Here is a 21,412-nt window from a genome sequence, read left to right as displayed (position 1 = left end):
ACTCAATCGGCGAGGAGGCAAGCAGTGGACATCATTCCGGTTATCGACGTGTCGCGAGGCAAGGTCGTACGTGCGATCCAGGGAAAACGCGCGGCATATCTTCCGATCGAAACACCTTTGGCGGCGACGTCCGAGCCCGGCGACGTCGCGCGCGGCTTGAGGTCGCTCTATCCGTTCCGCAGGGCCTATGTCGCCGATCTCGATGGCATCGAAGGGCGCGGGCGGAACACGCATCTCGTTCCGGAACTCAGCCAGGCCTTGCCGAATACCGAGCTTTGGATCGATGCGGGAACGGGATCGCGAAGCGCGGCGCGTGCTGTTCTCGCGGCGCCGGTCGCGACATTGGTCGTCGGCTCAGAAAGCCTCGAGAGCGTCCGCGCGTGGCACGAGATTTCGGCGGAGGCGCCGGGGCGCACCGTGCTGTCGCTCGATTTTCGCGGCGACGAGTTCATGGGACCAGAGGCGCTGTTGGCCGATGCCGCGCTCTGGCCGACGCGCGTGATCGTCATGACGCTCGATCGGATTGCGAGCGAGGGCGGACCGAATATCGCGCTTCTCGAAACGATCGCGGCGCGTGCGGGCGGACGGCGCGTCTATGCGGCGGGCGGCATTCGTCATCTCGAAGATCTGGCGCGCATCGGCAAGGCCGGCGCCGCCGGAGCGCTCGTCGCGTCGATCCTGCATGCGCAAAAAATTTCGGCCGGCGATCTCAAAGAGATCGCCGGCCGGTAGAACTTCGAATTAAGCGGCAGCCGCTCCAGCGAACCTTTAACCGCGGTATGATGCGGCTTCGGTTCTTATCTTAACCGCTGTAACGGCCTGAGAGCAGTCTACCCAATCGCTGCAGCAGACCCCCCTTCATGGGAGGGGCAGAGTTATTATTGTTTTCGACCTGCTGAGGACGGTTTCCGCTTCAAGTCTTCGCACCGAACGGATGCTGAACCGAGTTGCGCTGAGCGGTCGCTTCAGCAGCGGTCGGCTTGCCAGCGACGGCGCGTGCGATCGACTCTTTCACGGCGCGATAGTTGTAGTCCTGGATCTTCGCGTCGTCGGCTGCTTCCCAGTGGATGAAGACGCCAACGGCGATGTAGAGATCGTCGGCTTCAGCGGCCGGGATCACGCCCTCGGCGACCGAGTCCTGAACGGCCTTGGCGACGCCGTACTGTGCCGGTCCGAACATCTGAACGGCCTGACGCGCGTCCTTGATGGTGACCTTGTTGTAAAGGATCGTGTTCGGCTTGCAGGGGAGGTTCGGCGCGATAACGGCGAGAAGCGTCGTGAAGCCGTCCTTGTTGTTGGTCAGCGCGTTGCAGAATGCCGTTTCGGCTGCCGAGCCGCGCGGCCCGATGATGAGATCGATGTGAGCAACTTCGTTGCCGTCGCCGACGAGCGACTCGCCGACCATCACTTTGTTGATTTTGGCCATAAGGGGGGTTCCTCCCACGAATGAAACGATACGAGCTCCAACTCTCCCCCGTCAGATGCCGGGACTTTGCTGAACTGCTCGGGCGATGAATATCCATGAACGTCGGTGCCCAGGTGTCATGAGTACCAGCGCCAGCCGCAATGGATAGGCCCGTAAAGCTTACGGACACGGGCCTGTATTAGCCTCAGGTTATATACCGAGACAAGTCCTTTAGTAGGAGTTTGCGACGTTCACGCAGGTTTCTGGCCGATTAGCCCTGCGACGAAGAGCGTGGCCACCACAAAATCCGCGGTCGTGCCCGGATTGCGGCCCTTTGTTTTCATTTTTGCGTCGAATTCTATTAAAGGCGCCATCGATTTCGCAGACGCAACAGGAGACCAATACGCTTTCAATGCGCGCGCTTCTTCGCGGATTTCCTCCGCAGCGGCTGCTCCATATTTGCGAGATATATGAGTGTCCGGAAATTCCGCAAGCAACGACATATGCAACGTCGTGACCGCAAGATCGGAATCGGTCGCAAGTCGCCGGGCGTCCTGAAAAACAGGTAACGCAAAATCGAAAATGTCGGAGTAGGCGGTGACGTACGCATTGGCGATGCGATCGCGTTCGGCTGCGAGATACATCGCCTTGATTAATGTCAATCGATCGGGCTTATCGCGAACGTCGCCCTCGTCGACTTGTCCGAGCCCGGCAGGATTGGCGATGCGGATCGCCGCGAACGCGTCGGTCGCGTCCTGCTCGTCGAGCGCGGCCAGTATCATATCGAGGCGGCGGCGCAGGCCGATGGCGAATGTCGTTGCGCTTGCTGCTTTGGCGAGCGGCGCGCAGAGAAGCACGATGCCGAGGTTGGTGTTGAGGCCGGTCGCGGCGACGCTCGCTTCGGTCGCGCGCAATATGCGTTTTCCGACGCTCAGGGATGGATCGGCGATTGGTCCGGCGGCAGCTTCGGCGGCGCGTTCGAAATGCGCGACGTCCATGCCGTGCCCGGCCGAGTGTCGATGGACGTTGCCTGGCTTCAGGGCGTCGAGTTCGGCGCGGCAGGCTGCGAGGAACGCGGAGGAAATTTGCTCTGGATTTAAAGCCGTCGTCATGATGCGGCGGCGAGCGAAACCGGCGCGCCAAGGCCGAGCGCCGCGCGATGGGCAATGACGGTTTTCAGGAAGTCTTCGGCGATGGCCCACGCGATGTTGACGTCGGCGACGCTCTGCAATCCGCGCCAGGCGGGATTGGAATTGACTTCGAGAACCTGCAGTTCGCCGTCGGTAGTGCGGATCAGATCGATGCCGGCGTAATCGGCATCGACGGCGCGCATGGCCGCCATCGAGATTGCGGCCATTTCCTCGTCGGGAAGATGCGCGCGCGCCTTGCCGCCCTGATGGATGTTCGTCACCCAGTTCGTGCCGCGCCGGGTCATTGCCGCGATGATGCGATGACGGCTGGCGAGCACGCGCCAGTCTTCGAAGATGCCGTCCTTCGGCGCGATGTAGTCCTGCATGTAGTACATCTGATCGACGGCTTCGGGCGCCGGCAATTCGCTCTGCGAGGAGATCATGCCGATGCCTTTGCCCTGGCTGCCGAACAACGGCTTCATGACCAGCGGGCGATCGAGGCCTTCGGTATATTCGAGCGCATGAGGAAGCGTTTCGCAGACGCGCGTTCTGGGCGTCGCGACGCCGTGCTTGTGCAGCAGAAATGTCGTCTGGGATTTGTCGACGCAACGTTCGATGGCACGGGCGTCATTCCAGACGCGGACGCCGCTTTCGCGGAGCGCGTGCAAAAGTCCCAAGCGGAAGGTGATCTGCTCCAGCGTTCCGGCGGAAATCGAGCGAACGAAAACGCCGTCTGGCAAGCGGCCTTTGAAGCCCGGAATATCGATGCCGCTTTCGAGTCCGGTGTCGAACGCGCAATGGGGAAGCGAGGAAACGGTGACGCGCGCGCCCATGGTTTCGAGCGAGCGCACGATGCGGCGCGCGTGCCATTCGCCCCGCCCTTCCTCAATCAGAAGGGCGAGGTGAAGACCATCGCCGGGACCTCCCGAAGGATCAGTCTTTATCTCAGCGGAAGCTCGCATCGACGATCTCCGGCGCCAGCTTGCCCGCGTGGAAAGAGTTACCGGTTTCGACGTTCGAGACGATGACCTGGGCCGGCGAGAACAGCATCGGATCGATCTTGTAGAAGTCACCGTTGACGTCTGCGAAGATCTCGGCGAACGGCTTGCCGTAGGCGCTGCAGGTGTTCGACGGAAGATTGTCGGTGAGGCGCTTGGCGTCGCTGTCCGGGCCTTTGACGAAGAGATGAATGCGGCCACCGTAGATGATGGCGTCGTTCGTGCGGCCCATCGCCTTGACGAAATCGGGGAAGGGCGGAGCGATCGGCGTGGTGCCGGTGCCGTCGAGAATGTTCTCGAGCGGGAAGTGCAGAGCATGTGCCTTGTGGATCGCAACTTCGAGCACGCGCGCGGCGATCTGCACGGTGCCTGCGAGGCTCCATGTCGTTGCGTAGAGGATCGACAGGCCCTTCGGGTCGATGCCGCAGTGCTTCGAGATATTTTCAATGACGGCAGGAGGCGGAGCCTTATCGCCTTCGATGACGAGCGCCGTCTGCGGATTGCTGTCGACGTATCCGAGTTCTTTGTAGAGTTCCTCGACGCGCGAAAGAGCGCGTGCCGGACCGGAGCCGAGTGCGAAGAAGCCCGACGCTTCATCCGTGATCGTCCAGCCTGCGTACTGGCTTCCGAGGCAGGCGATGACCGGATGATTGGAACTGACGACGACGCCAAGCGGCCAATTCGTCAGACCGGAGGATTGCGTGAAGGCGACGGTGCCGAGTCCGCCCATGCAGACTTCGCCGAGGCGGCGGCCGGCTTCCAAACCTCCGACGACGTTGGCGCCGAGATCGATGATGCGTTCGCCGTGGCTTCCGGTTGAAACGGAAATGCGGAGCGCGTCGGCGTCGGCGACCATCGCGTCTACGAGCTTGGCGGCGCGCGCGGACACGCTCGGTTGTTTAGCATGTTGCATTATCGGGATGCTCCGGTCGGCGTAAGAATTAGGAGTGTTCGTATATCAGGTCTTCGAGTTCAGCCAAGCGCGCCCTGGCGAGCGCTTCTGCCGCATCCGCCGTTGCCGCTTCGGCGAAAACGCTGGCAAGCGGCGCGCCTTTAGGGATGTACGTTCCGGGCGGGCCGCGATCGGCGCTCCACACCGGCCACTGTGTTGCTCGAAGCGTTAACGCGCCGCGATCGGCGTGAAGGATCGCCATCGCCCGGGCAGATGTCGGGGCGACCGGCGTGGCACCGGTTTCAGCGACGCCTAGACATGCCGCGACGTGCGCGCGAAACAGCGAGCCTTTATCGTCGTCGAGCACATCGAGGGATGCACCGGGCCGGGGATTGACTTCGAGCAGGTGCGGCGTCCCATCCGAAACGATGAAGTCGAACGATGCCATGCCGACGATGCGGAACGCCGACGCGACGTCGCGCGCAGCGCTTTCGAGTTTGTCGCGAAGCTCGGGAGCGACATCCGGCATCGAGACTGCGCCGCCGAAGCGGAATGCTTGTTCCGGCGACGGCGCGATCCACTGGCGCGATAGAGCGAGACGCGCGCGTTCCGTTCCAAAGACGCCGCCGACCGACAGGCGATCGCCGGAAATCTGCTTCTGGAAATAACGACGGCGGCGTTCGGAGGTCGTCGCGTCGCAAATGCGGATGTGACGTCCGCCGCTACCGCCAATGCGTTTCGTCAGCCAGCCTTCGGGATATGTCGGCGGATTTGAATGCGTCTCGGGGTGCGCGATGCCCAACGCGTCGAGTTTTGCGAAAAAGACGGCTGGGTCTTTGCAGGCTTTGTAGGTGGCGGCGTCGTTGCCGAGCAAAGGATAGCGGCTGGCGAGTGCCGTGATGAGGCGCGGCTTATCTTCAAAGCCCGAGCCGAGAATGAGGCCGACCGGCTTGGTTTCGGAGGACGCGGCCAGTGCGTCGAGGGCTTGGATCAGCGGCTTGGTTCGAAAGCCTGTCGCCATCGCGCCGTCGATGAGATGCACGGCGGCGGCGGCGTTGCGTGTGTCGAGATCGCCGAATGCGTCGGCGAGCAGAGGCCGGTAGCCAGCGCGTCGGGCGGACTGTGCGAGAGCCCGCCCGGAAAACGCCGCGATGAGGACCGGTTCGTCGGTCACATTCTTAGATGCCGACGAGTTCTTTGGCTTTCGCGTAGGCGTGGCGGAAGTCGAGCGCCAGCGGCTTGTCGGAAGTGAGCATCTCTTTGAAGAGGCCGGACTCGCACTTGTACTTGATGTCGCCAATCGCGAGCGGGCCGACGCCGAGTGCATCGCAGCCCGGAAGCTTGTCGCCGTTCATGAACAGCTCCATGCCTTCGACGCCCGCAGGCGGCACGGCGTTGACGTCGGCGATGACCTTCAGATGCTTCGCGAGCTTCTTGTGTTCGCCGGAGACGACCTGCACGCCGGCAGCAGCAGCAGCGAAGATGACATCGGCGTTGGCGATGATGTCGGCTTTCTGCTCCGGCGTTTCACCGGCGACGGCTTCGAGATCGACGCCGAAGCGTTCTTTCGAAACCTTGGCGCTCTTGATGACGCGATCAACGCCACGGTGCGCGACGAGACGGACATCCGCGCCTTCGAGGGCGGAGATGATCGAGGATGCGAATCCAACGACGCCGGTTGCGCCGAACACAGCGACTTTCACGCCCTTCCAGCCGGTGTTGAACTTTTCCTTCAGAACCTTTTCAACGCAGGCGACCATCGCGGCAGCAGTCGTGAACGAGCCGGCCGGATCGGCGAAGACCGAGCATTCGAACGGCGGCACCATCGCCTTCTTCGCAGCTTCGATCATGTCGAGCGCCAGGATCGCGTCCTTGCCGCCCATGAAGAAGCCGGTGCGCACGCCGTAGTTCGGGGGACGCGAGAAGATGGCGTCCTGGATGAGGCCAGCGACTTCGTTCAGCTCAACGTTAATGTAGGGGACGATGACCTTGTAGCCGGCATCCGCGGCCATGTTCACGTCGAAGGGGCTCATGTGCTTCTGCGGCGCGAGCATGTGCAGGATAGGGGTTGCCTCGCTCATGGGTCTTTCAAGCTCCGTTTCTTTGGCTTTAGCTGGCTTCGATGCTGGCGCCGGTGTTTCGGCCTTGCGCAACGAGAATGCTGAGACCGTCGCCTTTAGCCTCTTCGACTAAAGAATCATAGAGGCGTTGTGCTGCATCGGGGCTGTCGACAAATGCGAACCCCGTGGGCCCCCAAGAACTCTGTCCGATGCCCCGTGCGCCGAGGTCGCGCATGCGATGGGCAAGCCGTCCAACGGCGGGGCTCGTCCAGACGCTGCCGCCCTGCTTGCTCGCGAAATAACCGCCGACGATCTCTTGTATTTCCGTCAGCGCAGAGCCGAACGCGGCGAGGTCAGTTTCCTTCAATCCCGGAATAAGTTTCATCAGTACCAGGTGGCAGATGTGCGCTGCCGAGCTTTGCGGAAATTCGGGCAGGTCGGCGAAAGCTGTCGTCTCGGCTTCGCCTGAAACGCCGGCGCTGTCCCTTTCAAAGATCAACATGACGCGCCAGGCGTCAGGGAAGTCGCAGCGCACCGTCAGGGGAGGGGGACGGTCGTCGGCGCCCTTGCCGCCGTCGACGATGAAGCCGCCAGACGCAAACGCTGCGAGGCCGATGCCGGATCGGGCGCCGCGCTCGCCGAGTTGCGCGAGATCGTCGGGAGTGAGCGTCCGGCCTTCCATCCGCGCGATCGCTGCGCCGATCGAGAGTGCGAGCTGCGTGCCGGAGCCCAAGCCTGCATGGGCGGGAATGGCTTTTTGCACGTCGACGGAATATCCCGCGCCTTTCGTGTCGCCTGCGAATTTTTTAACGAGCGCCAGTGCGCGTGCGCTTTCGAACCCGTGGGCCTCGTGCCGTGCGGAACGTTTCAGCGTCAGTTCCGTCTCCGGGTGATCAACGGCCAGTCCGATGCTGCCGAAGCGCCGGCCGATGGCGCCGTTCAAGTCGAGGAAACCAAGGTGCAGCCGAGCCGGAGCCCTGACGCGGATCGTTGCCGAAGACGCGGATGAGAGACTCACGAAGCGGAATTCCTTTCCTTGGCGTTGTCCAAGCAGCTGCATCGGGTTTGCGTTGGCGGGGGAAGGAGCGCTAGGCTCCTAGTCGAGTTGTCCGACAAAAGGAGATTAAGGGCAAGATGAGTGCGGAACGTGAAAAAGCGATGTCTGAAGCCGACGTTAAGGCCTGGTTGGAGGCCAATCTACCGGCGTGGAAGCTTGAGGACGGCTGGATCCGGCGCACCTACAAGACGGCAAGCTGGAAGGGTACGCTGATGGTCGTTAACACGGTCGGGCATCTGGCCGAAGCGGCGTGGCATCATCCGGATATCACCGCGTCTTATGCCTGGGTTGAAGTGCGTTTGGTGACGCATTCGGCAAAGGGCATCACGTCGAAGGATCTCGAACTGGCAAAGAAGATCGAGGACGTGGTGCATTGGCAGCCGGGCAAGGAAGGCAAGGGTCTCGAAGGCACGCCGCATAACGATCAGCGGTTCGCATATATCAAGTACGACTGAGCCGCACGCCAGATGCCGCAAAGTCATTCGCGCCCAGCGACGGAAGTTCCACGCAGCTTGCCGTTCGACGCTGTGCTGGGGCTCGGTTCGAACATCGGCGACAGGGTCGGCAACATCGAAGACGCGATCGCGCGTTTGACGGCGGACGGCGTCGTCAAGCTCGTTGCACGTTCGCGATATTATCGGACCGCGCCGTGGGGCGTGACGGACCAGGATTGGTTCGTCAATGCCTGCATTGCGGTTCAAGCTGACGTCTCAGCGCGAGAGCTGCTGGCGCGATGCCAGGCGGTCGAAAACGGCATGGCGCGCGTTCGCACGCAGCGCTGGGGCCCGCGCAATATCGACGTCGATATCCTAACCTTCCGCGACCAGAAAATCGTTGAGCCTGATCTTGTCGTTCCGCATCCGCGGATCGCCGAGCGAGCGTTCGTGCTCGTGCCGCTCAAGGACGTCGCTCCGGACGTCAGGATCGATGGCGCGTCGATCGACGAGATGTTGTCGCGCCTTGACTCCAGCGACGTGCAACCGCTCGCCGGGCCGTGACGATCGAACGGCAGTATCTTTCCTGCTTAGAAATTATTGTTCTCTGCGTGAACGCAAAACAAAAGCGCCGCAGAACCCCTCTGCGGCGCTTCTGTCGATCGAGCAGGTCGAAGCCTACTTCAGCGTCTTGAGATATTCGATCAGGTTGGCGCGGTCGCCTTCGTCCTTGATCCCTGCGAAAATCATTTTCGTGCCAGGAACGTCTTTCGCCGGTCCCTGCAGCCACTTGTCGAGCGCGGCTTCATCCCAGGTGATGCCGGAATTTTTCAGAGCATCCGAATACTTGTAGTCTTCGAGCGAGCCAGCCTTGCGGCCGAGAAGATTGCCAAGGTGCGGACCGACGGCATTCTTGTCCACCTGGTGGCAGGCTTTGCACTTGTTGAAGACTGTTTTGCCCGCGTCCGCGTCAGCAGCAACGGCTGCGACTGGTACTGCGGTGATCATGGCGGCCGCCAAAATCCACTTGCGCATCTTGAGTTTCCTTCCCGTTTCGCCTTTAGGCAACGACAACGCTGCAACTCATAACTTAGTGCGGCAAGAATGGCATTTTTTTTCTGAATGGCAGCCGAACAGAATTGACGCACGGAAATGATTAATTGTTTGCAGTGCCAAAAACTTGGCCGCTACTCATCCGATGTCGTCTTTGCTGGCCCCATGCGGCGGTAGACGAAAGGCGGTGGCGCGGCTTCGGCGCTCTCCTGCTCGGCGGCCGACACGAAAGCGGCGTGATACGGGGAGAACTTGCACGCGGGATCGGTGTTGTCGGCGTCGCCTGTGAAGGCCATCGCCTGGCAGCGGCAGCCGCCAAAGTCGATTTCGGCGCGGGGGCAGCTGCGGCAGGGCTCTTTCATCCAGCTCGTACCACGATACTTCTGGAAGGCCTGTCCGTTGAGCCAGATGTCGGCCAAGCGCCGATCCTTGACGTTATCGAAAATCAGTCCGGGAATCGTTTCGGAGGCGTGGCAGGGAAGGACCTTGCCCTGCGGGGTGACGTTCATGACCCCGCGGCCCCATCCGCCCATGCACGGCTTGGGTGTTTTTGCGTAGTAGTCGGGAACGACGAAGTCGAAGACGAGAATGCCCTTCAGGCGTTCCTTGGCCTCCTCGACGATCTCGGCGCTCTTGATGACTTGCGCGCGCGTCGGCATCAGGCTCGCCCGGTTCTTCAATGCCCAGGCGTAATACTGAATGTTCGCAACCTCGATACGCCCGGCGCCCATCTCGACGGCGAAGTCGATGATGTTCGGCAGGTTCTCGATATTGAAGCGATGGATCGGCGCATTGATGGTGAGCGGCATGCCGAGCTTGCGCACCCACTTTCCGACTTCGCGCTTTTTCGCGAGGCCGCCTTTATAGGCCGACATGCGCTCGGCGTTGGCGTCGTCGACGTCCTGGATCGACAGCTGAACGTGGTCGAGGCCCAGGTCCTGAAGCTTTTTCAGGCGATCTTCGGTCAGCGTCACGCCCGCCGTGATGAGGTTCGTGTAGAGGCCAGCCTTCGCCGCCACATCGACGATATCCTCGAGATCCTTGCGAAGCGTCGGCTCGCCACCCGAGAGGTGGATCTGCAGAATGCCGAGTTCGGCTGCCTGACGCATGACGTCCTGCCACTCGGCCGTCGTCAATTCCGTGTTGACGCGGTCAAGCTCCAGCGGGTTCGAGCAGTAAGGACACTGAAGCGGGCAGCGATGCGTCAGTTCCGCGAGCAGACCAACAGGGGCGCGTGCGCACACTTCCGCCACTGGGTCTGGCGAAAACTGCTCCAACGGTGCGATTTCGTTCATGACATCGGCTCCGTTCTGTTTCACGCGTCCTAGGCTTTGACCACGCCCTTGTCCGAGAGTTCCTGCAACATGGATATGGTGTCGGCGAGGATCTCTTGCAGCGGTGCATTGTACTCTTTTGCGAGTGCGGTGGCGATTTCCTCAACACTCGTCGCGCCATCACAGCGCTTCAAAATCTCGACAGCTATGGGGTCGGGCTCGAACACGCGTTCGGGAGCAAGCACGTGCCAACGACCGCGGCCGGCGTCGTGGCGCAGCTTGATGTGCGTCGGCAGTCCCGGCTTGGAAGCCGGGACGACCATCGTTCTCGTACGCGGTGCTTCTGCGTTCATACGTAAGCCTCGTTAATTCTCCGGCCGGAAGGCTCCCGGAGGAATGTGTCCGTCGACGTAAGCGTGGTAGAGCGCGTCGAGCTGCACCCAGAGAACATTGCATTTGAAGCGGACCGCGTCGATGCAGGCTTGCTGTTCGTCGCGCGTGCGGGCGTTCTTGAGGATGTAGTTCAGTGCAAAATCGGCGTCGCGCGGAGCCTGCGTCAGGCGGCGTTTGAAATACGCCATCACCTTGTCGTCGATGAAGTTGTAGTTCTCGAGCATGCCGGAGATGCGTTCTTTGTGAATCTTCGGCGCGAACAGCTCGGTCAGCGAGGAGGCAACGGCGATCGTCAGCGGCTGCTCGCGCACGAACGTGACGTAAGCCTCGACGGCGAAGATGGTCGCCGGAAGCGCGCCACGCCGCGAGATGACGTACTCGCGATCGAGTCCGAGGCCGTCCGTCAGCACGAGCCAGCGCTCGATGCCGCCTTCCTCATCAGGAAGCAGACCATCATGGTCGAGAATGCGATGCGTCCACTCGCGGCGAAGCTCGCGATCGTAAACCCGGCTGATGAGTGCTGCGTCCTTGCGCGGAACGGCGGACTGATAGCAGAAGCGATTAAGCGCCCAGGCCTGCACCTGTCCCTTGTTCAGCTTGCCGCCGTGAAGCATGTGATGGAAGGGATGCAGGTCGTGATAGCGCTCGGGACCGACCGCGCGAATGGCTGCTTCGAATTCGGCGACCGGCATCGGCGGCTCGTCTCCGCGAAGCTCTGCTGTTTTCTTTCCAATGCTGACCGGATTCATAAGCGGACCTCCATTCCATCAAAACCAACCTCCCACCCGGCTGTTTCAACAGCTTTTCGAGCTTCCGAATTTTCATCCAGGATCGGGTTTGAGTTGTTGATGTGAACGTAAATTTTTCGGCGAACGTTGAGATGGCTCAAAGCCGCGATAGAGCCTTCGTGACCGGAGACCGAAATATGGCCCATTCGCTTGCCGGTCTTGTTCAACAATCCTTGAGCGATCATTTCGCCGTCTTCGTAAAGCGTGCCGTCGAAGAAAATGACATCGGCTCCGCGGATGCGATCGGCGAGCGCCGCATCGACTTCGGCGCAGCCGGGAATGTAGAAAAACGACTTGCCGGTTTTACGATCCGTCACTTTCAAGCCGATCGTGTCGCCGTCGCGGCTGCCGTAATTTGCGTTGGCGCCGCCTTTCTCCAAAAAGAGCGCAACCTTGCCTGGGACTGGGAAGGCTTCGACCGTCAGTCCGAGATCGACGCCGGCGCCATGCAGTTCGGTCGGCCTGTCGAAGGGGAGTTCCAAGCGCGGCACGATCTCGGGGTTGCAGACGTTGAAAACCGAATTTGCCTTCAACGTCGCGAGGACGAGATCGGAACCGTAGATCGAAAACGGCTGGCCTTCGCGGAGGCCGATCAGTCCGATGATGTGGTCAACGTCGGCGTTGGTGACGACGACGGCCTTGATCGGCGAATTGCGTTTTGCGCCCGTCGATTCAGGGTGCAACTCAGGCGTCTCGTTGATCTGCTGGCGAATGTCGGGCGAGGCGTTGAGCAACACCCAGTTCTTGCCGTCGCTCGAAGCGGCGAGGGACGATTGCAAGCGCGCCTTAAATCCGGCGGCGCCTGAGCGAACCTTTGCCGACTGCATGCCATTGCAGTTCCACTGCGGGAATCCACCCCCAGCGGAGGACCCGAGCACTTTTATGATCATGGATACCGGTGTCGTTGCGCCCGCCGTCTCGCCGAAGAGGCTGCGCAGAAAAGTTTGCAAGGATATGACTACGGCGGCCGATGAACCGCACCGACCGCCGCGCCGTTATCTCACCAGTGTTGTGAGACCGAAGAAATCAATCCTCAGATGAGGTCGATCTCAGCCGGCAGGTAGCTCGTCACTTCGAGACCAACTTCCTGCTCGCGCACAGCGGGCTTCGTCCAGATTTTCATTGTGGTTCCTCCAAAGCGGTAACTGCTTTCCATTCCTGCAAGCCCCGCCGAGGGCCCACCCGATTGGTGCAGGCACGTTTCTTGTGCGCGCCCAATCTGCGGATCGATCGACCAAAGTCAAGATCGTCCGGGTTCGCAGTATCAACATCACGTTGCGATAGAACTTTTCAAATCAACGTCTATCACGTCTGCGTGTGAGCGCTTTCGCGGCGCAACGTAGTTGGTCGGTGATGACGTCGGAATTTTTTCTTGAACCGCACGACCCCACGGCAGGGGATTCGCGCGGCATGGCGGTCGGAACGACCCGAGTGCGGGGCTAGGCCGGGAGTGGAGCGGCCGTCCGAGGTCGGAAATCGGCTAGTATGTTAGAAAATTATTCTTATATTTGGGGTGGAATGCCGCATCGGCGTAGAAAAATCTTCCAATAGGACGTAAAATAAGCTTATACGGATGCGCGGAGGCTTCCTGGCAACCATAAGCCAAAAGGCATCCGCAACCTCATCGCCAACGGTTTGTTTTTCTATCCCGCCGGTAAGCCTCATTAAGTCTTGCTGGCAAAGGGTTTTTCCGATCGCTCGAATGTGCGCTGCGGCGTCGTCGGTAGATCGGCCAAGTGTTACGAGGAGAGCCTTCGGTGACTGCCATTCCACTGCTTCCGCACAACGCTCCGTTTGCGCCGGAAGACATCGATACGCTGAACAAGGTCGTTGCAAAGACAACTCCACAGCAGCGTGCGTGGCTTTCTGGGTTCTTCGCGGGGTTTGAAGCGGCCCAGGGCAGCGGCGCTGTTCAGGCAGGCATTCCGGCCGCCAAGCCGCGGCAGCCTCTGACGATCCTGTATGCGAGCGAGAGCGGGAATACCGAGGCGCTGGCCGGCAAGGCGAAGAAGCTTGCCCAGAAGCACGGTCTCGACGCCAAAGTCTTCGATATGGCGGATGCCGATCTGGCGTTGCTGTCAAAGGCAAAAAACATCGTCGTTTATGCGGCGACCTGGGGCGAGGGCGACCCGCCGAGCCGGGCCGTCGACTTCTATCAGGCTTTGATGAGCGATGCCGCGCCGCGCATCGATGGCGTCCGCTTCGCCGTACTGGCGCTCGGCGATACGGCGTACACGCAGTTCTGCGCGACCGGCAAGGCGATAGATGCGCGGTTGGAGGAACTCGGCGGCGTGCGCGTTGCCGATCGCTCGGACCTCGACCTCGATTACGCAAAGCAGGCCGCCGACTGGACGGAAAAGTCCTTAGCCAAATTTGCGCCGCCTGATGCGGCTGCGGGCGGCACGGTCGTTCACGTCGATTTCGGTGGCGCGATTGCGGCAGGCGGCGATGACGACGAGCCGCGCTATACGGCCGAAAACCCGCTCGAAGCCGAGATCTCTGCCCTCGTCAATCTCAACGGCACGGGATCGTCGCGCGAAACGTGGCATGCTGAGTTTGCCTTCGAAGATCCCGCATTCAGCTATCAGCCCGGCGACGCCATCGGCATCATTCCCGAGAACGATCCGGTTCTTGTCGATGAGTTGCTGAAGGTGGTCGGTCTGTCGTCGGATGCTGCGCTGCTGCTCAAGCTGCAGAAGTCGTACGACGTGACTACGCTGTCACGCGGCGCGGTCGAAAATTATGCCAAGCTCACCGGGCGCAGCGACGTCAAAGCTCTGCTCGAAGGCGAAGCGTATCCGAAGTTCGCCGCCGACCGGCAGCTTGTCGATCTGTTCGAAGCGTACCCGGAAAAGCTGACGGCGGAACAACTCGTCGGGCTGCTCCGTCCGCTGCCGGGACGGCTCTATTCGGTGGCGTCGAGCCTCAAGGCGCATCCCGGCGAAGCGCATCTTCTGGTCGGCGCCGTGCGCTGGACGTCGCATGGCAAGGAGCGCAAGGGCGTGTCGTCGACGTATCTTGGCGAACGCCGCAAGGTCGGATCGACGGCGAGGATCTACGTCAAGCCGAACCGGCACTATCGTCTGCCGCCGGACGGGCACACGCCGATCATCATGATCGGTGCCGGTACGGGCGTCGCACCCTATCGCGGATTTGTCGAAGAGCGGGTTGCAACTGGCGCAAAAGGCAAGAGCTGGCTGTTCTTCGGAGAGCGCAGCTTCACGAACGATTTTCTCTATCAGCTCGAGTGGCAGGACTATCTCTCGTCCGGCGATCTGACCCGGATCGACGTCGCGTTCTCGCGCGATCAGCCGGAGAAAATCTACGTCCAGCATCGCTTGTGGGAGCGCCGGGACGAAATCGCCGGATGGCTCGCGGACGGCGCGCATCTCTATGTCTGCGGCGACGAGAAGGGCATGGCGAAGGACGTAGATCAGACGCTCGTCAAAATTCTCGCTGAAGCCGCCAAGGGCGACGAAGACGCCGGTCGCGCCAAGCTCAAGGAATTGACGAAAGCCGGGCGCTATCAGCGCGACGTTTATTGAGACGGCGATCACACTGCATCAGAGGACTATGCGCGGCAAACTTTGTTCCGCGGGGATCAAATGACAGACGACAAGCCATCGAAGACCGAACACATCAAGGAAGCCAGCGACTTTCTTCGCGGCACGATCCGCGAAGGGCTGGTGCACGTCGAAACCGGCGCGATTTCTGACGACGACACGCAGCTCATCAAGTTCCACGGCTCCTACATGCAGGATGACCGGGACGTGCGCGGGGAGCGCGCGAAGAAGAAGCTCGATAAGGCTTACTCGTTCATGGTGCGCCTGCGCATCCCGGGCGGACTGGTTACGTCTTCGCAGTGGCGTCAGCTCGACGACATCGCGGTGATTTACGGCAACAAGACGCTGCGCATCACGACGCGCGCGACGTTCCAATTTCACGGCGTCATCAAGTCGAACCTGAAGCGCGCCATGCAGGCCATCTATGCGTCGGGCCTGGATTCCATCGCGGCGTGCGGAGACGTGACACGCGGTGTCATGTCGATCGCCAATCCGTACCTTTCAAAAGCGCACCGCGAAGCCTACGAGCTCGCCAAGCGCACCAGCTTACATTTTCTGCCGAAGACGGAAGCCTACAGCGATATTTGGCTCAATGGCGAACCCATTCCCGGCAAGGAAACGACGAAGCCGGAGAAGGAAACGATTTACGGGCAGACGTATCTGCCGCGTAAATTCAAGTTCGTTTTCGCGGTGCCGCCGGACAACGATGTCGATGTCTTCGCGCACGATTGCGGCTTCATCGCCATCGTCGAGAACGGCGAGATCGTTGGCTGGAACGTGACGGCAGGCGGCGGCATGGGCATGACGCATGGCGTGGCGGAAACTTTTCCGCGGCTCGGCGACGTGCTCGGCTATTGCAGTAACGAGAGAGCGATCGAGGTTGCGGAAGCCATCCTCACGATCCAACGCGACTGGGGCAACCGCTCGAACCGCGCGCGAGCGCGTCTCAAGTACACGATTGAGGATCACGGGCTCGAGAATTTCAAGGCCGAGATCAACAAGCGCCTCGGCTACGATCTGGCGCCCGCGCGGCCCTACACGTTCACGCGCAACGGCGATCACATCGGCTGGCGTCAGGGCGAAGACAAGAAGTGGCACCTGACGCTTTACGTCGAAAGCGGACGCATCAAGGACGTGCCGGGCCATCGTCTCCGGAGCGCCATGCGCGCTATCGCCGATCTCGATGTCTGCGATTTCGTTATGACGGCGAACCAGAATCTCATTCTCGCGAACATCAGCGCGCGCAACAAGGCCAAGGTCGAGAAGGTTCTGGCAGATCACGGAGTTGCGCCGAAGTCGCTCTCCGGCGCGCGGCGAAACAGCATCGCATGCGTCGCGCTGCCGACGTGCGCGCTGGCGCTGGCCGAAAGCGAACGCTACCTGCCGCACTTCCTCACGAAGTTCGAAAGCATTCTCGACAAGGCAGGTCTCAAGGACGAAGAAATCGTCGTGCGCATGACGGGATGCCCGAACGGCTGCGGACGTCCGTACCTCGGCGAAATCGGTTTCGTCGGCAGGTCGCCGGGTCTCTACAATCTCTATCTCGGCGCGGCGTTCGATGGCGCGCGCATGAACAAGCTCTACGCGCAGGACGTCGACGAAGAGAGAGCGTTGAAGCTGCTCGAGCCGATCGTGCAGCACTACGCGAAAGACCGTGAGAAGGGCGAGCACTTCGGCGATTTCACGATCCGTGCCGGTTACGTGAAGCCGACGCTCGTCAGCAACCAGTTCCACAACGATGTGAAGCTGGCGTGAGATTGCGGAGGCTCGATCGCCGGGCCTCCGTCGTTTCCCCTACGCGCGTTGATGAGGGCCGCACCAGCCGGGCAGGTATGAGGCGGCAGCGCTCTTGGCGAATGCCAGGGCTTCTTCAAGTGCCGTCTCGGGATCGTTTTTCGCGGTTTTTGAATCGACGCGGCGGCGCAGCGCATCGGCCCAGAGGAATTCGCTGAATGGCGTCGCATCCTTAGCGTAGCCGCCTGCGAAACGCAGCTCACCTGCCAAGCTGCGATAGGGATCGTCTTTCAAGTCGGCAACGGTCTTGGGCAACTCCGAGCGCGATTGCCGGACGCCATCGGCATCGAAGGGATGCATCCAGCCGCGATTGTCGAGAAAGCGCCAGAACTCGTCCTTGTCGAGCGTCCGCAGGTCGGCGAGCGTCGACGTCAGCACCTCTTCGACACCTTCATCGTGCAGGGCGCGCGCAAGATGATGGTGGTCGACGACGTACAACCTGTCTTTCGGCCCGCGCACGACGGGGATCATATGACGGCCGAGGAATCCGGCAGATTTCTTGATGTCGAGGCCGCGCCATGCTTTCCGCTTCTCCTCGACCTCGCGCATGCCGACGGTCATTTGCGTCGGTCGAAGATCGGTGATCGAAACCGTGTGCAGTGTCGGCGACGGGGCGTGTGCTTGAGGCTCAGCCATGATGACCATCCTTACAAATGACTAGGATCGGCGGTTGCGTTCGGCGCGGAGCTTGGCCCAATAATCGAGGCGTTTTTTTATGTCGCGTTCAAAGCCGCGCTCGGGTGGATCGTAATATTTCGGACGCTTCTTGAATTCGTCGGGAAAATAATTCTGGCCGGAAAAGGCTTCCGGCTGATCGTGATCGTAAAGGTAATCGGAGCCGTAGCCTTCTTCCTCCATCAGTTTCGTCGGCGCGTTCAAAATCGTCTTCGGCGGCGACAGCGAGCCGTGCTCCTTTGCGGCGCGCATTGCGGCTTTGAAGGCGACGTAGTTGGCGTTCGATTTCGGCGCGGTCGCCAAGTAGATGACCGCTTCGGCAAGTGCGAGTTCGCCTTCAGGGGAGCCCAGAAAATCGAAGGCTTCCTTCGCGGCGTTCGCGACGACGAGGGCCTGCGGGTCGGCGAGGCCGATGTCTTCGACGGCCATGCGGACGAGGCGGCGGGCGACGAACAGACGATCTTCGCCGCCGTCGAGCATGCGGCAGAAATAATAAAGCGCGGCGTCGGGATCGGAGCCGCGCACGGCTTTATGCAGCGCCGAGATCAGATTGTAATGGCCTTCGCGCGACTTGTCGTAGAGCGGCGCGCGCCGCTGCACGAGCTTGACGAGCGCATCGCGCGCGAGCGCTTTTCCTTTCGGCGCAACCGCCGCGAAGACGTCTTCCGCAAGATTGAGAATGGCGCGGCCATCGCCGTCGGCCATGCCTTTCAAGGCTTCGCGCGCATCCGCATCGAGTGGTAGCTGGCGTCCGACATCCGCTTCGGCGCGCTGTAGCAGCGTTTCGAGCGTCGCGTCATCCAAGCGATTGAGGACGAGCACGCTGGCGCGCGAAAGAACAGCGGCGTTGAGTTCGAACGACGGGTTCTCGGTCGTCGCGCCGACGAGCGTGATCGTGCCGTCTTCCATGTACGGCAGGAAGGAATCCTGCTGCGAGCGGTTGAAGCGATGGATCTCGTCGATGAAGAGCAGCGTGCCCTTACCCTGTTCGCGCATGATCTTGGCGCGCTCGAAGGCTTTCCTCAGATCGGCGACGCCGGAAAAGATCGCCGAGAGTTGCTCGAAGTTGAGATTCGTTTCATTGGCGAGCAGGCGCGCGATCGTCGTCTTTCCGGATCCCGGCGGTCCCCAGAAGATGAGGCTCGGCACGCGGCCGCTTTTCAGCATGCGGGTCAGCGTTCCGTCGGGGCCGACGATGTGATCCTGGCCGGCGACCTCGGGGAGCGTTTTCGGACGCAGGCGATCGGCAAGCGGACGCGGTGCGCTTTTTTCCAGTCCTGCGGCTTCAAAGAGATTGGTCATGACGCGCTTATATAGAGCCGGGCGCGCGCCGATCCAAACGCGAAGGTTCGGCCTTTATCGGCCATCCCCATATCCCGGATTATGACGCGCCATCGGCCCTACTGCCGGACTGCGACATGCACGGTCATCGCAGGGCCGGAGCTGGCGCCCGATGCGTCGGCCACCGACACGTCGAACTGGGCTTTGGTGGCGTCGGAGCCGTCGTGGGAGAAATAAACTTGGCCGCCTTCGAGGTCGGCCTGCGTGAAGCTGGTGACCGGCGTCTTTTGAGCCGCGGCGAACGCCACGAAGCCGCCGCTGGCGTTCGAGACGGAGAAGGTCAGGTCCTCGGGCTTGTCGTCCGGATCGACGGCGTTCAAGTCGGCGAGCGTGATGCGTACCGAGCGGCCCTGGCCGACGGAGAGATCGAGGTCGCCCGCAATTGCCGGCGGGATGTTGCGGACGTGCGCGGAAAGCTCGGCGCCTTCCTCCATCGCGAGGCGGCCATATTTGATCTTGCCTGCCGCGGTGCCGGTGCTTTTCAGAGTGAAGAGCTGCTGAACGCGGACGTCGCCCTGGAGCGTTCCGTAAACTTCGGCGGTGTCGGTTTTGACGTTGCCCAAGACCTTGCCGCCTTCCTGGACCACGAGTTCGGAGGCCGTCACGCCGCCTTCGACGTAGCCCCAGACTTCGACGCGGCGGCCTTGCTTGACCTCGCCTTTCAGCACGGCGCCTTCGCCGAGGATCAAAACGCCTCGCGTATCGGCCATCGGCGCAAACTCCCTAACACACGCAATACAAGCGTCGAACTTCGACCAGGATTTTGTCTCGACCGTGACGGGTGTCGGCGTTAACCCTATGCAAGCTCCGGTGGCGCGCGCCACGGCATCGGACCGGAGCAAAAAGACGTTGATCGCCGATGCGGTCGAGCATGCCACGCTTGACCTCAAGGCGAATTCCGGGCTCTCCCATATCCATGAGCGTCGAGACGATTACAGTTGCGGATGGCGAGGCGGATATGCGCCTCGATCGCTGGTTCCGGGTGCATTTTCCGGAGGTCGGCTACACGTATCTCCAGAAGCTGCTGCGTTCGGGGCAGGTGCGGGTCAATTCCAAGCGGGCGCAGGCCAATGACCGGCTGAGCGCCGGAGCCGAAATCCGTGTCCCGGCCATCGTGCGCGAGCCCAAAAAGCCGAGTCCAACAGGACGGCCGGCGCTTGGTGTCTCGAAGGGCGATCGCGACGCCATCGAGAAGATGATCCTTTTCGAGGACGATCATGTGCTCGTCCTGAACAAGCCGTTCGGTCTCGCGGTGCAGGGCGGGACGGGGACCAAGAAACACATCGACGGCATGCTCGAAGGCATGGCCGACCGTTTCGGCGGCGAGCGGCCGCGCCTGGTCCATCGGCTCGACCGCGACACGACCGGCGTGCTTCTCGTTGCGAAAACGCGTGAGGCGGCTGCGAAACTCGGCCGGACGTTCCAGACGCGTTCGGCGGCCAAGACCTATTGGGCGTTGGTCAAAGGCGTTCCGAAGCCGCCGCAGGGCAAGGTCGAGGCCGCGTTGGTCAAGGCTTCGGGCCCCGACGGCGACCGCGTTCGTAAAGCGCGCCCCGGCGAGCAGGACGCAGCGATGCACGCGACAACGCACTACTCGGTCGTCGACCGCGCTGCGCACAAGGCTGCGTGGGTGTCGTTGAAGCCCGTGACCGGGCGGCAGCACCAGCTCCGCGCGCATATGCACCTCATCGGGCATCCGATCGTCGGCGACAATAAATACGAAGGCGACGTTCACATGCCGGCGGAGAACATCGAGAAGAAGCTGCACCTGCATGCGCGCCGCCTCGTCATTCCGCATCCCAAGGGCGGCAAGACGATCGACGTTACTGCACCGCTGCCCGCGCATATGCTCGCGTCGTGGGACCTGCTCGGATTTGATGCAGACATGTTCGAGGACTGACGCCCGGTGGCCGGGCTCTCGCAACGCACGGAGGTGAGACATGGCTGACCTGATTGCATCCATCATCCGCTTCGTGCTGTCGAACTATTCGCTGACGTTTCTTATCGTCGGGTTTGCGTTCGCAATGGCTGCCATTGCTCGCGCGGAGAAGCCCGTCTCCAGCGCAACCGTCGTCGAGAAGCTGCTCTCCTGGTACGTGTTCTGGTCGATCGGCGTCGGCTATTTCTATAATTTCGTGATGCACGCTTTCTTTGGAGAGATGGTCGCCTCATTCATCGGCTGGCCCGATAGCCCGTTCCAATTCGAGGTTGCCACGGCGAGCCTCGGCTTTTCCGCCGTCGGATTTCTTGCAGCCTTCCGAAGTTTCGATTTGAGGCTCGCCGCGGTTGTCGGCCCGGCGCTGTTCATGCTGGGCGCGGCGGCGGGTCATGCCTATCAGATGGTCGAGCACCGGAATTTCGCGCCGGGCAATGCAGGCGTGGTTTTCTATATGGACATCGCCATTCCGCTCATCGGATTGGGTCTGCTTTGGCTGCAACACCGCTCCGGGCGGCAGAAGATGCCGGGCTAGACCGCCTGCCGCCGTGCGCCGCGACGTGGCGTCGCTCGACGAGATCGAGCATCGCACAGAATTTGCGGCGATATCGGAGCGTGC

The 21,412-nt window shown here is 61.4% G+C and carries 23 protein-coding genes; 7 read left to right on the top strand and 16 right to left on the bottom strand.

Going from position 1 to position 21,412, the window contains the following annotated elements; translation table 11 throughout:
- Positions 1-24 precede the first annotated feature (24 nt).
- A complete protein-coding gene (locus HYPGJ_RS06830) occupies positions 25-732 on the top strand; it encodes a HisA/HisF-related TIM barrel protein (protein ID WP_046846439.1) in 708 nt (235 codons plus the stop codon).
- A 181-nt stretch (positions 733-913) separates the two neighbouring features.
- Here HYPGJ_RS06830 and fae read toward each other — a convergent pair whose 3' ends face one another.
- The 7 genes from fae to HYPGJ_RS06795 form a co-directional block, all read right to left on the bottom strand.
- On the bottom strand, positions 914-1,426 hold the full coding sequence (fae, locus tag HYPGJ_RS06825) for a formaldehyde-activating enzyme (RefSeq protein WP_013215501.1): 513 nt from the start codon (positions 1,424-1,426) through the stop codon (positions 914-916).
- A gap of 230 nt (positions 1,427-1,656) precedes the next feature.
- The gene (locus HYPGJ_RS06820) at positions 1,657-2,517 is read right to left on the bottom strand and encodes a triphosphoribosyl-dephospho-CoA synthase (protein ID WP_046846438.1); all 861 of its coding nucleotides are present in this window, start codon (positions 2,515-2,517) and stop codon (positions 1,657-1,659) included.
- A complete protein-coding gene (locus HYPGJ_RS06815) occupies positions 2,514-3,497 on the bottom strand; it encodes a RimK family alpha-L-glutamate ligase (protein ID WP_046846437.1) in 984 nt (327 codons plus the stop codon). Before HYPGJ_RS06815 ends, HYPGJ_RS06820 begins: the two co-directional genes overlap by 4 nt.
- Positions 3,481-4,446, bottom strand: coding sequence for a methenyltetrahydromethanopterin cyclohydrolase (gene mch, locus HYPGJ_RS06810; RefSeq protein ID WP_046846436.1), 966 nt, complete (start codon positions 4,444-4,446; stop codon positions 3,481-3,483). The genes HYPGJ_RS06815 and mch overlap by 17 nt, the downstream gene beginning before the upstream one ends.
- A 28-nt stretch (positions 4,447-4,474) precedes the next feature.
- Positions 4,475-5,599: an ATP-grasp domain-containing protein gene (locus HYPGJ_RS06805; protein ID WP_046846435.1), complete on the bottom strand. Its 1,125-nt coding sequence runs from the start codon at positions 5,597-5,599 to the stop codon at positions 4,475-4,477.
- 4 nt (positions 5,600-5,603) lie between these two features.
- Entirely contained in the window at positions 5,604-6,506 is a 903-nt protein-coding gene (locus HYPGJ_RS06800; protein ID WP_046846768.1) for an NAD(P)-dependent methylenetetrahydromethanopterin dehydrogenase, read from the bottom strand.
- A gap of 28 nt (positions 6,507-6,534) precedes the next feature.
- A complete protein-coding gene (locus tag HYPGJ_RS06795; RefSeq protein ID WP_046846767.1) occupies positions 6,535-7,503 on the bottom strand; it encodes a beta-ribofuranosylaminobenzene 5'-phosphate synthase family protein in 969 nt (322 codons plus the stop codon).
- A gap of 116 nt (positions 7,504-7,619) precedes the next feature.
- Between HYPGJ_RS06795 and HYPGJ_RS06790 the strand changes: the two genes are divergently transcribed.
- Both HYPGJ_RS06790 and folK read left to right on the top strand, forming a co-directional pair.
- Positions 7,620-7,997, top strand: a complete 378-nt coding sequence (locus tag HYPGJ_RS06790; RefSeq protein ID WP_013215508.1) for a 4a-hydroxytetrahydrobiopterin dehydratase — start codon at positions 7,620-7,622, stop codon at positions 7,995-7,997.
- 57 nt (positions 7,998-8,054) lie between these two features.
- Positions 8,055-8,540, top strand: a complete 486-nt coding sequence (gene folK, locus HYPGJ_RS06785; protein ID WP_348270894.1) for a 2-amino-4-hydroxy-6-hydroxymethyldihydropteridine diphosphokinase — start codon at positions 8,055-8,057, stop codon at positions 8,538-8,540.
- Positions 8,541-8,654: 114 nt separating this feature from the next.
- On the opposite strand, the gene HYPGJ_RS06780 is transcribed toward folK, so the two are convergent.
- The 6 genes from HYPGJ_RS06780 to pqqA all read right to left on the bottom strand — a co-directional run bounded on the left by HYPGJ_RS06780 (position 8,655) and on the right by pqqA (position 12,607).
- Entirely contained in the window at positions 8,655-9,011 is a 357-nt protein-coding gene (locus HYPGJ_RS06780) for a cytochrome c family protein (RefSeq protein ID WP_046846766.1), read from the bottom strand.
- 152 nt (positions 9,012-9,163) lie between these two features.
- On the bottom strand, positions 9,164-10,324 hold the full coding sequence (pqqE, locus tag HYPGJ_RS06775) for a pyrroloquinoline quinone biosynthesis protein PqqE (RefSeq protein ID WP_046846765.1): 1,161 nt from the start codon (positions 10,322-10,324) through the stop codon (positions 9,164-9,166).
- Between the two features lie 29 nt (positions 10,325-10,353).
- Positions 10,354-10,656 carry a pyrroloquinoline quinone biosynthesis peptide chaperone PqqD gene (gene pqqD, locus HYPGJ_RS06770; RefSeq protein WP_046846433.1) on the bottom strand — a complete coding sequence of 101 codons (303 nt, stop codon included), beginning with the start codon at positions 10,654-10,656 and terminating at the stop codon, positions 10,354-10,356.
- A gap of 12 nt (positions 10,657-10,668) precedes the next feature.
- The gene (gene pqqC, locus HYPGJ_RS06765; RefSeq protein ID WP_101536117.1) at positions 10,669-11,388 is read right to left on the bottom strand and encodes a pyrroloquinoline-quinone synthase PqqC; all 720 of its coding nucleotides are present in this window, start codon (positions 11,386-11,388) and stop codon (positions 10,669-10,671) included.
- A 53-nt stretch (positions 11,389-11,441) separates the two neighbouring features.
- The gene (gene pqqB, locus HYPGJ_RS06760) at positions 11,442-12,374 is read right to left on the bottom strand and encodes a pyrroloquinoline quinone biosynthesis protein PqqB (RefSeq protein WP_046846764.1); all 933 of its coding nucleotides are present in this window, start codon (positions 12,372-12,374) and stop codon (positions 11,442-11,444) included.
- A gap of 143 nt (positions 12,375-12,517) precedes the next feature.
- On the bottom strand, positions 12,518-12,607 hold the full coding sequence (gene pqqA / locus HYPGJ_RS06755; protein ID WP_041921595.1) for a pyrroloquinoline quinone precursor peptide PqqA: 90 nt from the start codon (positions 12,605-12,607) through the stop codon (positions 12,518-12,520).
- Positions 12,608-13,241: 634 nt separating this feature from the next.
- On the opposite strand from pqqA, the gene HYPGJ_RS06750 reads away from it, so the two are divergent.
- Positions 13,242-15,029, top strand: a complete 1,788-nt coding sequence (locus HYPGJ_RS06750) for a flavodoxin domain-containing protein (protein WP_046846431.1) — start codon at positions 13,242-13,244, stop codon at positions 15,027-15,029.
- A 60-nt stretch (positions 15,030-15,089) separates the two neighbouring features.
- A complete protein-coding gene (locus HYPGJ_RS06745) occupies positions 15,090-16,802 on the top strand; it encodes an NADPH-dependent assimilatory sulfite reductase hemoprotein subunit (RefSeq protein ID WP_046846430.1) in 1,713 nt (570 codons plus the stop codon).
- Positions 16,803-16,841: 39 nt separating this feature from the next.
- Here HYPGJ_RS06745 and HYPGJ_RS06740 read toward each other — a convergent pair whose 3' ends face one another.
- The 3 genes from HYPGJ_RS06740 to HYPGJ_RS06730 form a co-directional block, all read right to left on the bottom strand.
- On the bottom strand, positions 16,842-17,477 hold the full coding sequence (locus HYPGJ_RS06740) for a ParB-like protein (protein ID WP_046846763.1): 636 nt from the start codon (positions 17,475-17,477) through the stop codon (positions 16,842-16,844).
- A 21-nt stretch (positions 17,478-17,498) separates the two neighbouring features.
- On the bottom strand, positions 17,499-18,818 hold the full coding sequence (locus tag HYPGJ_RS06735) for a replication-associated recombination protein A (protein WP_046846429.1): 1,320 nt from the start codon (positions 18,816-18,818) through the stop codon (positions 17,499-17,501).
- Positions 18,819-18,916: 98 nt separating this feature from the next.
- Complete coding sequence (locus tag HYPGJ_RS06730) at positions 18,917-19,567, bottom strand: polymer-forming cytoskeletal protein (RefSeq protein WP_046846428.1); 651 nt, start codon at positions 19,565-19,567, stop codon at positions 18,917-18,919.
- 206 nt (positions 19,568-19,773) lie between these two features.
- On the opposite strand from HYPGJ_RS06730, the gene HYPGJ_RS06725 reads away from it, so the two are divergent.
- Positions 19,774-20,757, top strand: a complete 984-nt coding sequence (locus HYPGJ_RS06725; protein ID WP_046846427.1) for an RluA family pseudouridine synthase — start codon at positions 19,774-19,776, stop codon at positions 20,755-20,757.
- 40 nt (positions 20,758-20,797) lie between these two features.
- On the top strand, positions 20,798-21,328 hold the full coding sequence (locus HYPGJ_RS06720) for a DUF6790 family protein (RefSeq protein WP_046846426.1): 531 nt from the start codon (positions 20,798-20,800) through the stop codon (positions 21,326-21,328).
- The last annotated feature ends 84 nt before the right edge of the window (positions 21,329-21,412 follow it).

The organism is Hyphomicrobium sp. GJ21, from assembly GCF_001006785.1.
GTDB lineage: Bacteria > Pseudomonadota > Alphaproteobacteria > Rhizobiales > Hyphomicrobiaceae > Hyphomicrobium_B.
Note: the sequence above shows the minus strand (reverse complement) of the source record. Positions and strands in the feature narration are given on the sequence as shown.